Origin of the sequence: Streptococcus halitosis (genome assembly GCF_027691175.1) — a bacterium.
GTDB classification, from domain to species: domain Bacteria; phylum Bacillota; class Bacilli; order Lactobacillales; family Streptococcaceae; genus Streptococcus; species Streptococcus halitosis_A.
Genome location: NZ_JAQFBD010000005.1, coordinates 1 through 15,503, shown reverse-complemented (window position 1 = coordinate 15,503; position 15,503 = coordinate 1). Strand labels below are relative to the sequence as shown.

At 42.6% G+C, this 15,503-nt stretch carries 9 protein-coding genes; 5 read left to right on the top strand and 4 right to left on the bottom strand.

Going from position 1 to position 15,503, the window contains the following annotated elements; genetic code table 11:
- Positions 1-7: 7 nt before the first annotated feature.
- From PG086_RS08640 to PG086_RS08630, 3 genes are read right to left on the bottom strand one after another with little or no spacing between them, the layout of a single operon-like run.
- The gene (locus PG086_RS08640) at positions 8-760 is read right to left on the bottom strand and encodes an ABC transporter ATP-binding protein (RefSeq protein WP_270748646.1); all 753 of its coding nucleotides are present in this window, start codon (positions 758-760) and stop codon (positions 8-10) included.
- Positions 757-1,713, bottom strand: coding sequence for an iron chelate uptake ABC transporter family permease subunit (locus PG086_RS08635; RefSeq protein WP_167266482.1), 957 nt, complete (start codon positions 1,711-1,713; stop codon positions 757-759). Before PG086_RS08635 ends, PG086_RS08640 begins: the two co-directional genes overlap by 4 nt.
- On the bottom strand, positions 1,703-2,662 hold the full coding sequence (locus tag PG086_RS08630) for an ABC transporter permease (protein ID WP_084853035.1): 960 nt from the start codon (positions 2,660-2,662) through the stop codon (positions 1,703-1,705). The genes PG086_RS08635 and PG086_RS08630 overlap by 11 nt, the downstream gene beginning before the upstream one ends.
- Before the next feature lie 236 nt (positions 2,663-2,898).
- Here PG086_RS08630 and pepA point away from each other — a divergent pair, with 236 nt between their 5' ends.
- Positions 2,899-3,963 carry a glutamyl aminopeptidase gene (gene pepA / locus PG086_RS08625; RefSeq protein ID WP_007522301.1) on the top strand — a complete coding sequence of 355 codons (1,065 nt, stop codon included), beginning with the start codon at positions 2,899-2,901 and terminating at the stop codon, positions 3,961-3,963.
- A gap of 20 nt (positions 3,964-3,983) precedes the next feature.
- Positions 3,984-4,280 (top strand): bacteriocin immunity protein, encoded by a 297-nt coding sequence (locus PG086_RS08620; RefSeq protein WP_084877454.1) that lies wholly within the window; start codon positions 3,984-3,986, stop codon positions 4,278-4,280.
- A gap of 245 nt (positions 4,281-4,525) precedes the next feature.
- Here PG086_RS08620 and PG086_RS08615 read toward each other — a convergent pair whose 3' ends face one another.
- Positions 4,526-6,157: a Na/Pi cotransporter family protein gene (locus PG086_RS08615; RefSeq protein ID WP_270748641.1), complete on the bottom strand. Its 1,632-nt coding sequence runs from the start codon at positions 6,155-6,157 to the stop codon at positions 4,526-4,528.
- Between the two features lie 333 nt (positions 6,158-6,490).
- Between PG086_RS08615 and PG086_RS08610 the strand changes: the two genes are divergently transcribed.
- The 3 genes from PG086_RS08610 to PG086_RS08600 form a co-directional block, all read left to right on the top strand.
- Entirely contained in the window at positions 6,491-11,215 is a 4,725-nt protein-coding gene (locus PG086_RS08610) for an endo-beta-N-acetylglucosaminidase (RefSeq protein ID WP_270748639.1), read from the top strand.
- A gap of 249 nt (positions 11,216-11,464) precedes the next feature.
- Positions 11,465-12,664 carry a phosphoglycerate kinase gene (locus PG086_RS08605; RefSeq protein WP_001096767.1) on the top strand — a complete coding sequence of 400 codons (1,200 nt, stop codon included), beginning with the start codon at positions 11,465-11,467 and terminating at the stop codon, positions 12,662-12,664.
- Between the two features lie 167 nt (positions 12,665-12,831).
- The coding region (locus tag PG086_RS08600) for a GbpC/Spa domain-containing protein (protein ID WP_270748635.1) at positions 12,832-15,503 on the top strand (2,672 nt) is incomplete at its 3' end.

The following is a 15,503-nucleotide window of genomic DNA, read 5'->3' as shown; positions in this document are numbered from 1 at the left end:
AGAATAGCTAGCTATAGATACAGATCTTTTTGCCATTGATATCAGCCAGCGTGATGGGAATCTCATAGAGTTGACTGAGCAGGTCAGCCTGCATGATTTGAGCAGTCGTTCCCTTGCAAAAGACTTGACCGTCTTTAAAGGCAACAATTTCATCCGCATATTGGCTAGCCATATTGATATCGTGGAGGACGATGATAATGGTCTTCCCTAGTTCCTCCACCAGTCGCCGAAAGATCTGCATCATGCTGACGCTTTGCTTGATATCAAGATTGTTGAGCGGTTCGTCTAGCAAGATAAAATCTGTATCCTGAGCCAAAACCATGGCGATAAAAACACGTTGGAGTTGTCCGCCAGACAGACTATCGATGTAGCGGTTTTTTAAGTTTGTCAGTTCCAGATAGTCAAGGGTTTCTCGGATTTTTTCCCAGTCCTCTGCTCTCAGTCTACCTCGACTGTAGGGAAAACGTCCAAAGCTGACCAGTTCTTCTACAGTCAATTTGGCTTGGTAATTGATCTTCTGCTTTAGGATGGTGAGCTCTTTGGCCAGTTCTTGCGAATTCCAACTCTCGATTTCACGGCCTTTGATGCTGAGAATTCCCTGATCCTTCTTGGTCAGTCTGCTCATGATGGAGAGGAGAGTTGATTTTCCAGCACCATTTGGACCAATGAAAGCTGTCAGTTTCTGAGGACTGATTTCAAGGGAAATGTCTTGTAAAATATCCTGTTTTTGAATGGATTTGTCAATGTTTTCCAGTTTCACCGACGCGCCCTCCTGTAAAGTAAGATAAAGAATAAGAGACCTCCAACGCTCTCAATAATCATGCTGATGCGAATTTCCAGTGCAAAGACTCGTTCGATGAGGGCTTGCCCCAAAGTCAAACTAATAAATCCAATCAGAATGGCTACGATAAAGAGCAACTTGTGCCGATAATCTTTGACGATTAGGTAGGTAAGATTGGCCAGCATAAAGCCGAAGAAGGCCATAGGCCCTACCAAGGCAGTGGCTGTTGAGGTCAAGAGCACGATGCCCCAGAGGAGTTCTCTCTGTTCTTTTTCAACATCTAGTCCCAGTATCTGAGCCGTTTCTCTTTGCAGGTGCAAGACATCTAGAATGACTGCTTTTCGAAAGAAAAAGATTGTCAAGGCGAGGATGATCAGAGAACCGATGGCTAGGATGGAAGTGTTGAGATGCTGAAAGGAGGCAAAGAGACTGTTCTGCAGTTTATCGTATTCATTTGGATCCATCAGAACTTGTAGGAAGGTACTGATATTTCGAAAGAGACTTCCCAGGGCTAGGCAGATTAGCAGAATGAAGACCAGATCTTGCTTCATCAGCGTTTTCAAGTAGCCTTGTAAGGCGAGAAAAAAGAGGGATTGAAGCAGAAGCAAGACTAGAAATTCTAAGACAGGAGACTTTCCAAGCTGTAGAAATTTGCTTTCAAATATCAGTAGTAGGGTTTGTAGCAAGACATAGAAGGCTTCGATTCCCAAAATACTTGGCGTCAGAAAGCGATTTTCCGTCAGGGTTTGAAAACTAATGGTCGAAATCCCTGTCGCGATGGCTACTAAGAGATAAACGATGATTTTTTGGGAACGCAGCTTCCAGGCAAAAGCAGACAGCTGGGTGATGGGCCAAAAGTAGAGAAGACAAGCTCCGATGGCCAGAATAATGAGAAGGCAGAAGAGCTTGGTATGTTTGCTTTTAAACTGCATCCTTTTGTCCCCCTCTCCATAGAAGTAGGATAAAGACGAGACTACCGATGATTCCTAGCAGGAGACTGACAGACAGCTCATAGGGCCGAATCAAGACTCGAGAGAGGATATCACAGGCCAGAACCAGATTGGCGCCGACCAGAGCGACCATGAGTTTGGTTTGGCTCAGATTATCTCCATAGCGCTTGCGGACAAGATTGGGAACGATGACCCCGAGAAATGGCAAGGCACCCACGGTAATCATGGTGACACTTGTCGTTAGTGCCACTAGAAAAAGGGCCAGTTTTTCAAGTAGAGAGTAAGAAATCCCCAAACTTTCACTGGTTTCCTTGCCCAGATTCATGATGGTGAAGGTTTGGGATAATTTCCAAACGGCTATCAGGATAATGAGGCCTAAGAAGAGCCACTCATACTGATGGGTCTGAATCATGGAGAAGGAGCCCTGGGTCCAAGCAGTCATACTCTGAACCAGATTGAAACGATAGGCGATAACTTCTGTGACAGAACCGATAATCCCACTATAGATGATCCCGATCAAGGGCAACATCCACCTCTCCTTTACAGAAAAAATAGTCATAAAGGCCAGGAAGAAGAGGGTAAATAAGATGGATGAGCCAAAAGCAAAGAGCATCTTTTGGGTCAGACTCGCAGACGGAAAGACAAAGAGGCTTAACACCATTCCCAGTTTGGCGGCTTCAGTCGTTCCGACTGTACTCGGAGCAGCAAACTGATTTTGAGTAATGGTCTGCATGAGGAGTCCTGCCATGCTCATACTGGAGGCAGCCAGGAGAATACTGATGGTTCTTGGAAGACGCGACTCTTGAAAGAGAAGCCAAGTCTGCTGGTCAAAAGCAAAGAATTTTTCCCAAGAAAAATCACTGGTTCCAATACTAATGGAGAGAAAGACCAGGAGTAGAAGTAAGCCTGTTAAAATATGAGAGAGTTTCATGCCCCGTCCTTTCTTGTAGATTTGGTATCGAAAGATACCTGCGGATATAAATGTAACACGATTTCTTTAATCTGTCAATAAATTTTCTGACAATTTAATGTAAAAAGAAAGAAAAATTCCTGAAATTACATCTGCCCCTCTATTTTATAGGATAAACTAGTAAAAACTAATCCAATTTCCTACTATCCTTCTCCTATAAAAAGTGGTAAAATGGAGGACAGAAAGAAGGAACTGATATGACAACATTATTTTCAAAAATCAAAGAAGTAACAGAGCTTGCTGCAATCTCAGGTCATGAAGCGCCTGTCCGGACTTATCTTCGTGAAAAGTTTACACCACATGTGGATGAAGTGGTGACAGATGGCTTAGGTGGTATTTTCGGTATCAAGCATTCAGAAGCTGCCGATGCACCACGCGTCTTGGTCGCTTCTCACATGGACGAAGTTGGTTTTATGGTCAGCGAGATTAAGCCAGACGGAACCTTCCGTGTGGTTGAAATCGGTGGCTGGAATCCTATGGTGGTCAGTAGCCAACGCTTTAAACTCTTTACTCGTGACGGTCGTGAAATTCCAGTGATCTCAGGTTCTGTCCCTCCACATTTGACACGTGGAAAGGGTGGACCAACCATGCCAGCCATTGCCGATATCGTTTTTGATGGTGGGTTTGCGGACAAGGCTGAGGCAGAAAGTTTTGGCATCCGTCCTGGTGACACCATTGTCCCAGATAGTTCTGCTATCTTGACAGCCAATGAAAAAAATATCATCTCAAAAGCTTGGGATAACCGCTATGGTGTCCTCATGGTAAGCGAGTTAGCAGAAGCCTTGTCAGGTCAAAAACTCGGAAATGAACTCTATCTTGGTGCCAATGTCCAAGAAGAAGTTGGTCTCCGTGGCGCTCATACCTCTACAACTAAGTTTGATCCAGAAGTTTTCCTAGCCGTTGACTGTTCACCTGCTGGTGATGTTTATGGTGGCCAAGGTAAGATTGGGGACGGAACCTTGATTCGCTTCTACGATCCAGGTCACTTGCTTCTCCCAGGTATGAAGGATTTCCTTTTGACAACAGCTGAAGAAGCTGGCATCAAGTACCAATACTACTGTGGTAAAGGTGGGACAGACGCTGGCGCAGCTCATTTGAAAAATGGTGGGGTCCCATCTACAACTATCGGTGTCTGTGCCCGTTATATCCATTCTCACCAAACTCTCTACGCGATTGATGACTTCTTAGAAGCCCAAGCTTTCTTGCAAGCCTTGGTGAAAAAATTGGATCGTTCAACGGTTGATTTGATTAAAAATTATTAAGCATAAGGGAGACGGTCAGGATGGCAGAACCAAACCTAGAAAGCCTTATAAAAGATCTCTATAACCATGCTCGTCAGGGTTTGAGTGAAGATTTAGTTGCTGCTCTCCTAGAGACTGCTAAAAAACTACCAACTACAAATGAGCAATTACTAGCAGTCCGACTCTCAGGACTGGTCACCCGTGAATTGCTCATCAATCCCAAGCACCCAGCACCAGAGTTGATCAACTTGGCGCGTTTTATCAAAAGAGAAGAAGCCAAGTACAGGGGCACTGCAGTTTCTGCTGTCATGTTTGGAGAACTCTTTAAAATGCTTTGATTCCACTGTGAATCAAAGCATTTTTTATATGTCAGAAGAAACATTTTGATGAGGAGATGAAAAAGCCATCCGATTCAGGATAGCTTCTTGGTACTTATACTCAATGAAAATCAAAGAGCAAACTAGGAAACTAGCCGCAGGTTGCTCAAAACATTGTTTTGAGGTTGTATATAAGACTGACGAAGTCAGTCACATATATACGGCAAGGCGACGTTGATGTAGTTTGAAGAGATTTTCGAAGAGTATTAGATTTGTTCAGCGATGACCTTTTCAGCTAGATTCATAGCATGGTCAGACACACGAGTGTAGTGGGAAATGATGTCGATAAAGTTGACTCCAGCTTGTGTAGAACACTCACCCTTGTTAAGGCGTTTGATGTGGGTCTTTCTGAGAACGCGTTCCATATTGTTGATTTCTTTATGGCGTTCAATCAGACTCTGAGCTTTTTCAATATCATTGTTTTCCACACTATCAAGGGCATCCTTGATGAATGTAGTTGTTGCTTGATAAATCTCAGCTAATTCCTCTAAAGCAGCATCAGAAAATTGAACATTCTTACGTTGAAGGTAGTCTGTTAGGTTGAGCAAGCCTTCTGCGTGGTCCCCAATCCGTTCCAAATCACGAGATGAATCCAGGATGTTGGTCAAGACTTCGCTTTCCTTTTGACTCAAGGATTCGCTTGAAAGTCTGATGAGGTAACGAGTGAGTTTTTCATCGATGGTATTGATGGCTTCCTCTGTCTTGTGCCCTTTTTCAGCTACCTTTTCATCCAAACCGATGATATAGGTATAAGAAAGGTCAAAAGCTTTGGCTGCATAGTTCCCCAAGTGCAAGAGTTCTTTTTTGGCATTTCCTAGGGCAATAGAAGGAGATTGCTGGATAAGTTGCTCATCAAGATAAAGGGGTTCGTACTTGACAACTTCGTCTTCGCCAGGGATAATCTTGGTTACAAAGTAGGCCAAGGCTCCGATGAATGGAAATTGTACAATGGTATTGCTTACGTTAAAGGCACCGTGAGAGAAGGCGATGGTCATCTCAGGTGAGAGATGAAGTAAAGCTTGGAAATACTCAATCATAGCAGTGAAGGGGCCTAATAGGATTAAGCAAAGAATAGTTCCTAAAACGTTAAAGGTAACGTGAGTTGCCGCAACACGTTTCGCAGAGATATTGGCTCCAGCTGCAGCGATGATGACTGTTAAGGTCGTCCCGATATTATCCCCGAAGAGAACTGGTAGCGAACCTTTAAGGTCAAGGAAACCACCTGCATAGAGGCCTTGCAAAATCCCGATAGTTGCAGAAGATGCCTGAATGAGGACAGTAATCACCGCGCCAGCAAAAACTCCCAACACAGGATTTTGCCCTAAGGTTACCATATATTCCTTGAATTGTGGTAAATCTTTAAGCGGACTCATACCGGCACTGATGAGGTTGAGAGCGTAGAAGATCCCCCCGACACCAAACAGGATGCGCCCGATATTATTTGCTGTTCTGTTTTTTGTAAAGAAGAGGAACATGGTTCCAAGGAAAATCAAGGGTAAAGCATACTCACCCAGTTTGAAACCGATGATAAAGGAAGTAACGGTGGTTCCGATGTTGGCTCCCATGATAATTCCGATAGCCTGTCTAAGAGTGAGAAGACTAGCGCTGACCAGCCCAACCGTGATAACTGTAACCCCTGTACTTGACTGAATGAGGGCAGTCACGACGATTCCGACTAGAACACCTAAAAAGGGATTGCTAGTGTACTTGTCAATGTAAAAACGAAGGCGATCTCCAGCAGCTTGTTGCAAACCGTCTCCCATGGTCTTAATACTGTATAAAAACAGTCCTAGACCTCCTAAAAAGTGAAATAAAATTTCCTGCCAATTAATGGACATTTCTTTTTCCTCCGAAAAATAATAACGGAATTTCTCCTATTCTATTTTAAAGGATAAAAGTAAATCTCACAAGTGTTTAGCTGAAATTTTCATAAGAAACAAGAACTTTCTTTTAAAATAAGAGATAGATTCCCTTTAAGATAGATGATTTATAGGATTGTGTCCAAATTTTACTGATTATTATCCTAGTTATAGTTTTTATGTTAAATAGATTGACATCGCTTTCATATAGGATAAAATGAAGATGATCCTGTTCTGGTGGTGTGCACAGAGAACAGTTACTTTTTATCAAAAAAGTGAAGCGCTTACTTTATATTTTATTAGGAGGATAAGATGAAAGATCTATTTTTTGAAAAACGTTGCCGTTACAGTATTCGTAAGCTGTCAATCGGGGCTTGTTCCTTGATGATTGGTTCAGCTCTATTTGCGAGCCCAGCTCTTGCCGAACAAGTCGCAGTCCCTGAAACAGCTGCAAATACGAGCGCCCAAGCTACAAGCGCTAGTGAGACAACTAATCCAGATACTGCAGCTCTCGAAAAACAATTAGAGGAAACTGAAAACAAAGTAGCTGAGCAACCAATTTCAGAAAACACTCCAGCAATAACGGATCTGGTTAATGAAAAAGAAGAAGCGAAGCCAGCTCTGACAGATAAAACTGAAAAACCTGCTCAACCAACTGAAAAAGAAGAAGTCAAACCAGCGGAAGCTCCTCAAGTGACTGAGAAGAAAGCCGACAAACCGACTCTAGCAGACGTTCCTAAAAATGAAGAAAAGAGTCTCCGACCAAAAGAAATCAAATTTGATACTTGGGAGGATTTGTTGAAATGGGAACCGGGTGCGCGTGAGGATGATCCCATTAACCGTTCATCAGTTGAACTCGCCAAGCGCCATAGAGGCCAGTTGGTTAATGAAAAAGCAAGCAGAAGAGCCAAGGTTCAAGCTCTAGCAAATACCAACTCAAAAGCTAAAGACCACGCTTCTGTCGGTGGTGAGGAATTCAAGGCCTACGCTTTTGATTACTGGCAATACTTGGATTCAATGGTCTTCTGGGAAGGTCTAGTTCCAACTCCAGATGTCATTGATGCCGGTCACCGCAACGGAGTTCCCGTTTATGGAACCCTCTTTTTCAACTGGTCTAATAGCATTGCCGACCAAGAAAAATTTGCAGCTGCCTTGAAACAAGACGAAGATGGCACCTTCCCTATCGCACGGAAACTTGTCGATCTTGCTAAGTACTATGGCTTTGATGGCTATTTCATCAACCAGGAAACAACGGGGGAATTGGTAGCACCTCTTGGTGAAAAAATGCGCCAATTCATGCTCTATACAAAAGAATACGCAGCCAAAGTCAACCACCCAATCAAGTATGCTTGGTACGATGCCATGACCTACAAATACGGCCGTTACCACGAAGATGGTCTAGGTGATTACAACTACCAGTTCATGCAAAAAGAAGGAGACAAGGTCCCTGCGGATCAATTCTTTGCCAATTTCAACTGGAACAAGGAAAAGAATGACCACTCCGTAGAGATGGCCAAATGGCTAGAGCGTAGTCAATATGATGTCTTTGCAGGCTTGGAATTGCAACAAGGTGGTTCTTATAAGACCAAAGTCAAATGGGATGCCCTCTTAGATGAAAAAGGCAAGTTGCGTTTGTCGTTAGGACTTTTTGCACCAGATACGATTACCAGTCTAGGAAAAACAGGCGAAGACTACCACAAGAATGAAGACATCTTCTTTACAGGTTATCAAGGAGATCCAACAGCTCAAAAACCAGCGGATAAAGAGTGGTATGGAATTGCCAATTTAGTTGCTGACCGTACACCAGCAGTAGGCCGAACCTTCACGACCTCTTTTAATACAGGTCATGGTAGAAAATGGTTTGTAGACGGTAAAGTTTCTAAGGATTCTGAGTGGAACTACCGTTCGGTTTCAGGTGTCTTGCCAACATGGCGCTGGTGGCAGACTTCGACAGGGGAAAAACTTCGTGCAGAATATGACTTTACAGATGCCTACAATGGAGGAAACTCCCTTAAATTCTCAGGCGATGTAGCTGGTAAGACGGACCAGGATGTGAATTTGTATTCTACCAAACTAGAAGTAACTGAGAAAACCAAACTTCGTGTTGCCCACAAGGGAGGAAAAGGCTCTAAAGTTTATATGGCTTTCTCTACAACACCAGACTACAAATTTGAGGATGCAGCCGCATGGAAAGAGCTAACACTTTCTGATAACTGGAAGAATGAAGAATTTGACCTTAGCTCACTAGCAGGTAAAACCATCTATGCAGTCAAACTCTTCTTCGAACATGAAGGGGCTGTAAAAGATTATCAGTTCAACCTAGGACAATTAACAATTTCGGACAATCACCAAGCACCACAAGCGCCGACGGGGCTATCTGTGGTGAAACAATCTCTTAAAAATGCCCAAGAAGCTGAAGCAGTGATCCAATTTGCGGGTAACCAAGATGCAGACTTCTATGAAGTCTACGAAAAAGATGGAGATAACTGGCGTTTGTTGACAGGATCATCTGCTTCAACCATCTACTTGCCAAAAGTTAGCCGTTCTGCTAATGCGACTGGTACGACTCAGGAACTGAAAGTCGTTGCAGTTGGTAAAAATGGCCTTCGTTCCGAAGCTGCGACGGCATCCTTTAACTGGGGGATGACAGTTCAGGATACGACTCTTCCAAGACCTTTGGCTGAAAATATTGTTCCAGGGGCAACGGTTATTGGTAGCACTTTCCCGAATACTGAAGGCGGCGAAGGTATCGAAGGTATGTTGAACGGTACCATTACTAGCTTGTCAGATAAGTGGTCTTCAGCTCAGTTGAGCGGTAGTGTGGATATTCGCTTGACCAAGCCACGTACCGTTGTTAGATGGGTCATGGATCATGCGGGAGCTGGTGGTGAGTCTGTCAACGATGGTTTGATGAACACCAAAGACTTTGATCTTTACTACAAGGATACAGATGGTGAGTGGAAACTAGCTAAGGAAGTCCGTGGCAACAAAGCACACGTGACAGATATCACTCTTGACAAACCAATTACTGCCCAAGACTGGCGCCTAAAAGTTATCACTTCAGATAACGGAACACCTTGGAAAGCCATTCGTATCTATAACTGGAAGATGTACGAAACCTTGGATACAGAAAGCCAAAATATTCCAATGGCTAAGGTAACCGCTCGTTCACTTGGAAACCATCAAGTTCAACTCGGCTTCTCTGATGTTCCAGCGGGTGCAACCATCACCGTTTACGACAAGGCAGATTCACAAACGCCAATTGCAACTTTGAAGTCTGAAAATGGTGGCGACCTAGCAACAGCACCATTGGCCTTTGACAAGCAACCAAATCTACTCTATTATCGTACCCAACTACCTGGTAAAGAAATCAGTAACACATTGGCAGTAGCGATTCCGCAGGATGAAAGAAAAATTGCTGCAGTTAGCCTTGAAAAAGGGCCTAAGAAGACAGTTTACAAAGAGGGAGAAAAACTTGACCTCAGAGGCGGAACCCTCCGTGTTCAGTACGAAGGGGGACAAGCTGATGAGCTGATTAACCTTACTCACTCAGGTGTGACAGTATCTGGCTACGACGCTCATCAAAAAGGGGAACAAAAGCTCACAGTTAGCTATCTTGGACTTCCAGTTACTGGTGACTTAAAGGTACAAGTGACAGGTCAAGATGAAGGAAAACCGAAAGAAGTAGCAGGTTTGTACATTACTCAGAAACCGAAAACAGACTATCTAGTAGGAGAGCAACTGGATCTTGCAGAAGGTCGCTTCGGTGTTCTCTATGATGATGAGACAGAAGAAAGCCATGCCTTCACAGATCAAGGTGTTGAAATTACGGGCTACGATGCTCAAAAGACTGGTCGTCAGACCTTGACCTTGCATTACAAGGGGCACACCGCTGAGTTTGATGTCTTGGTTTCTCCAAAAGCAGCTGTCAACGATGAGTACCTCAAACAAGAAATTACTGCTGCCCAAGGCCGTCAGTCAACCCTTGCCTACACCTTCTCAAGCGAGGACAAACAAGCAGCACTAGTAGAGAAGCTCAATACAGCGAAAGCTGTAGCAGAAAACCATAATGCTAGCCAAGAAGAAGTCAACCGGGCTTTGAATGAGTTGAAACAAGCAGGGACAGACTTGGATGGAAATCAACGTTATCAGACTGCTAGAGAAGAATTGGAAGGCTTGCTCGAATCCGTCCGTGAAAAAGATTCTCAAGCTGAGTTGATTGAACAAGCAGAAACTTTATTAGCTTCAGAGATGCCAACTCCACAAGCTTTTGCGGACATGAAAGAAAAGCTGAACAAGAAACTAGCTCCTACAGAAGAAAGACACCATGTTGGTAGCATGGAACCAAATGAAGTGGCTCCAACGGTTGAAGCTCTCCCTGAACTAGTTGTTGAAACTGAAACAACAGCCTTTGAACGTCAGGAGCGACCAAACTCCGAACTTCTCAAAGGACAACGCCGTGTTGTGCAAGTTGGAGTTGAAGGTCAAGTTCGTCGCTTTGTAGAAGTCGATGGTCGGGGTAAACGCACCCTTCGTTCGACTGAGGTAGTCAAGGAATCAATCTCAGAAATCACCGAAGTTGGTACAAAAGTTCTATCGAGCAACCAACCAGCTGAAGGTGTGAAAGATTTAGTGCTAGAAACTCCGAAACTGGAAATTGAAGAGGGGACAGTTTCCTTCAAACGTCAAGAACGACCAAATGCAGCCCTTCTCAAAGGCCAACGTCAGCTAGTACAAGTAGGAGTTGAAGGCCAAGTTCGTCGCTTTGTAGAAGTTGATGCTCAGGGCAAACGCACCCTTCATTCGACTGAGGTTCTCAAGGAAGCTCTTCCAGAAATTGTTGAAGTAGGAACGAAAGAAGAGCAAGTCTCACAAACGAGGGATCAAGCTCTTTCAGCAGCACCAGCAAAAGTTGAAGAAGTAAGTAAAGAGCTTCCAAATACAGGAGCGACAAGAGATGCTAGTCTAGTAGCGCTGGGACTCCTCGGAGTAATGAGTGGCTACGGCTTGCTTGCTGGAAAGAAGAGAGAAGACTAATCGGATTTACGAATCTTGGATTTTCTCATAAAAACTAAAAAACAAGGTTTGACTATAGATTGGTCAGGCCTTGTTTTAACTAGTTTTTCTTTCATTAATTAGTTATTTGGCAAGGTTTTTGTAGATTTTATTTTAAAAAATGCTAGTTTCAATTATAAGAAAGAACAAGAAAAGTTTAGGGTTTTTCTATCTCTTTTGCTGATTTTGTGATATAATTAACACGTATAAAAAAAGAAGGAGTCATATCTAATGGCAAAATTGACTGTTAAAGACGTTGACTTGAAAGGGAAAAAAGTTCTCGTTCGTGTTGACTTCAACGTACCTGTTAAAGATGGCGTGATTACTAATGACAACCGTATCACTGCAGCTCTTCCAACTATCAAGTACATCCTTGAACAAGGTGGACGTGCAATCCTCTTCTCTCACCTTGGACGTGTAAAAGAAGAAGCAGACAAAGAAGGTAAATCACTTGCTCCTGTAGCTGCTGACCTGGCTGCTAAATTGGGACAAGAAGTTAAATTTATCCCAGGTGTTACACGTGGTGCTGAATTGGAAGCAGCAATCAACGCTCTTGAAGATGGACAAGTTCTCTTGGTTGAAAACACTCGTTTCGAAGATGTTGACGGCAAGAAAGAATCTAAAAATGATCCTGAACTTGGTAAATACTGGGCATCTCTTGGAGATGGCATCTTCGTAAACGATGCATTCGGTACAGCTCACCGTGCACACGCATCTAACGTTGGTATCTCAGCAAACGTTGAAAAAGCAGTTGCTGGTTTCCTTCTTGAAAACGAAATTGCCTACATCCAAGAAGCAGTTGAAGCTCCAGAACGCCCATTCGTAGCCATCCTTGGTGGTTCAAAAGTTTCAGACAAGATCGGTGTTATCGAAAACTTGCTTGAAAAAGCTGATAAAGTTCTTATCGGTGGTGGGATGACTTACACATTCTACAAAGCTCAAGGTATCGAAATTGGTAACTCACTTGTAGAAGAAGACAAATTGGATGTTGCGAAAGCTCTTCTTGAAAAAGCAAACGGCAAATTGATCTTGCCAGTTGACTCAAAAGAAGCAAACGCATTTGCTGACTACACTGAAGTGAAAGACACTGAAGGTGAAGCAGTTGATCCTGGATTCCTTGGTTTGGATATCGGTCCAAAATCTATCGCTAAATTCGATCAAGAATTGACTGGTGCGAAGACAGTTGTATGGAACGGACCAATGGGTGTATTTGAAAACCCAGACTTCCAAGCTGGTACAATCGGTGTCATGGACGCTATCGTGAAACAACCAGGTGTGAAATCAATCATCGGTGGTGGTGACTCAGCTGCCGCAGCTATCAACCTTGGTCGTGCAGACAAGTTCTCATGGATCTCTACTGGTGGTGGAGCATCAATGGAACTCCTCGAGGGTAAAGTTCTTCCAGGACTTGCAGCCTTGACTGAAAAATAAATAGTTTAACTAAAAGAAGATGGTTTAACCATCTTCTTTTTAATTTCATTTATAAATATGTTAGATTTATCGATAAATGAAGGGGGGAGAGTAAATGTTTGCATCCTGCCTTGTAAAATGCTAGTATAAGAAGTAACGACTAAATTTAGATAAGGAAATGGCTTATAATGAAAAATAAAAAAGAAGTCTATGGATTTCGTAAAAGCAAGGTTGCCAAAACTTTGTGTGGTGCTGTTTTAGGAACTGCTTTGATTGCTTTTGCAGACAAAGCAGTATTTGCTGATGAAGTCACAGAGACAACTAGTACAAGTACAGTTGAGGTGTCTACTACAGGAAACCCAGCCACAAATCTACCACAAGCTCAGGGTGAAATGAGCCAAGTTGCCAAAGAGAGCCAAGCTAAGGCTGGTTCTAAAGACTCAGCTTTGCCAGTAGAAGTATCATCAGCTGATCTAGATAAAGCAGTTGCCGATGCAAAATCTGCAGGAGTTAAGGTAGCTCAAGATGAAATAAAAGACAAAGGAACAGCTACAACTGCTACAGAAAATGCTCAAAAACAAGATGAGATCAAAAGTGACTATGCTAAACAAGCAGAAGAAATAAAGAAGACAACTGAAGCATATAAAAAAGAAGTCGCAGCTCATCAGGCTGAAACAGATAAAATCAATGCTGAAAACAAAGCAGCGGATGACAAGTATCAAAAAGATCTAAAAAGTCCTCAAGAAGAAGTTGAAAAAATCAACACTGCTAATGCAACAGCTAAAGCAGAATATGAGGCTAAGCTAGCGCAATACCAAAAAGATTTAGCAACTGTCAAAAAAGCAAATGAGGATAGTCAACAAGACTATCAAAATAAACTTTCAGCATACCAGACAGAATTAGCTCGAGTACAAAAAGCTAATGCGGAAGCTAAAGAGGCATATGATAAAGCAGTAAAAGAAAACACTGCAAAGAATGCAGCGCTTCAAGCTGAAAATGAAGCGATTAAACAACGTAATGAAACTGCAAAAGCGACTTATGAAGCGGCAATGAAGCAGTATGAAGCAGATCTTGCAGCTATTAAGAAAGCCAAGGCAGATAATGATGCTGATTATCAAGCTAAATTAGCAGCTTACCAGACAGAATTGGCTCGAGTACAAAAAGCTAATGCGCAAGCTAAAGAAGCTTATGATAAAGCAGTAAAAGAAAACACAGCTAAAAATACAGCCATTCAAGCTGAAAATGAAGCGATTAAGCAACGTAACGCCGCTGCAAAATCGACTTATGACGCAGCGGTGAAGAAATACGAAGCAGATTTAGCAACAGTCAAACAAGCAAACGAAGCTAACGAAACAGACTACCAAGCTAAGCTGTCCAAATACCAGACAGAACTAGCTCGCGTTCAAAAAGCAAATGCCGATGCAAAAGCAGCCTATGAAAAGGCAGTTGAAGACAACAAGACAAAAAATGCTGCGATTAAAGCTGAGAATGAAGAAATCAAGCAACGTAATGCCGTGGCTAAAACAGATTATGAAGCTAAGGTTGCAAAATATGAAGCAGATCTTGCCAAGTATAAGAAAGATTTCGCAGCTTATACTGCAGCACTTGCGGAAGCGGAGAGTAAAAAGAAGCAAGATGGTTATCTTTCAGAACCAAGATCACAATCGTTGAACTTTAAATCAGAACCAAATGCAATACGAACAATTGATCCATCTGTACATCAATATGGGCAGCAGGAATTGGATGCTTTGGTAAAATCATGGGGGATTTCGCCAACAAATCCTGATAGGACAAAATCTACAGCATATTCATATTTCAATGCAATCAATTCGAATAACACTTATGCAAAGCTTGTATTAGAAAAGGATAAACCAGTCGATGTTACCTATACTGGTCTAAAAAATTCAAGTTTTAATGGTAAGAAAATTTCAAAAGTAGTTTACACTTACACATTAAAAGAAACAGGTTTTAACGATGGAACCAAAATGACTATGTTTGCCTCGAGTGATCCAACTGTGACAGCATGGTATAATGATTATTTTACTTCTACAAACATTAATGTAAAAGTCAAGTTTTATGATGAAGAAGGTCAACTTATGAATCTCACAGGAGGATTAGTTAATTTTTCATCTCTAAATAGAGGTAACGGTAGTGGGGCAATTGATAAAGATGCAATTGAAAGTGTTAGAAACTTTAACGGTCGATATATTCCAATTTCTGGTTCATCTATCAAGATTCATGAAAATAACTCTGCTTATGCAGATTCATCAAATGCAGAAAAATCGCTAGGGGCTCGTTGGGATACATCGGAATGGGATACAACCTCTAGTCCAAATAATTGGTACGGTGCTATTGTCGGTGAAATAACTCAATCGGAGATTAGCTTTAATATGGCTTCTTCTAAAAGTGGAAATATTTGGTTTGCTTTCAATTCAAACATTAATGCAATTGGGGTTCCGACGAAACCTGTTGCACCAACAGCTCCAACTCAACCAATGTATGAGACAGAGAAACCATTGGAGCCAGCTCCAGTAGCACCAAGCTACGAAAATGAGCCAACACCACCGGTAAAAACTCCAGATCAACCGGAGCCATCAAAACCAGAAGAGCCAACATATGAGACAGAGAAACCATTGGAACCAGCTCCAGTAGCGCCAAACTACGAGAATGAGCCAACTCCACCGGTAAAAACTCCAGATCAACCAGAGCCATCAAAACCAGAAGAGCCAACATATGAAACGGAGAAACCATTGGAACCAGCTCCAGTAGCACCAAGCTATGAAAATGAGCCAACACCACCGGTGAAAACTCCAGATCAACCAGAGCCATCAAAACCAGAAGAGCCAAATTATGATCCATT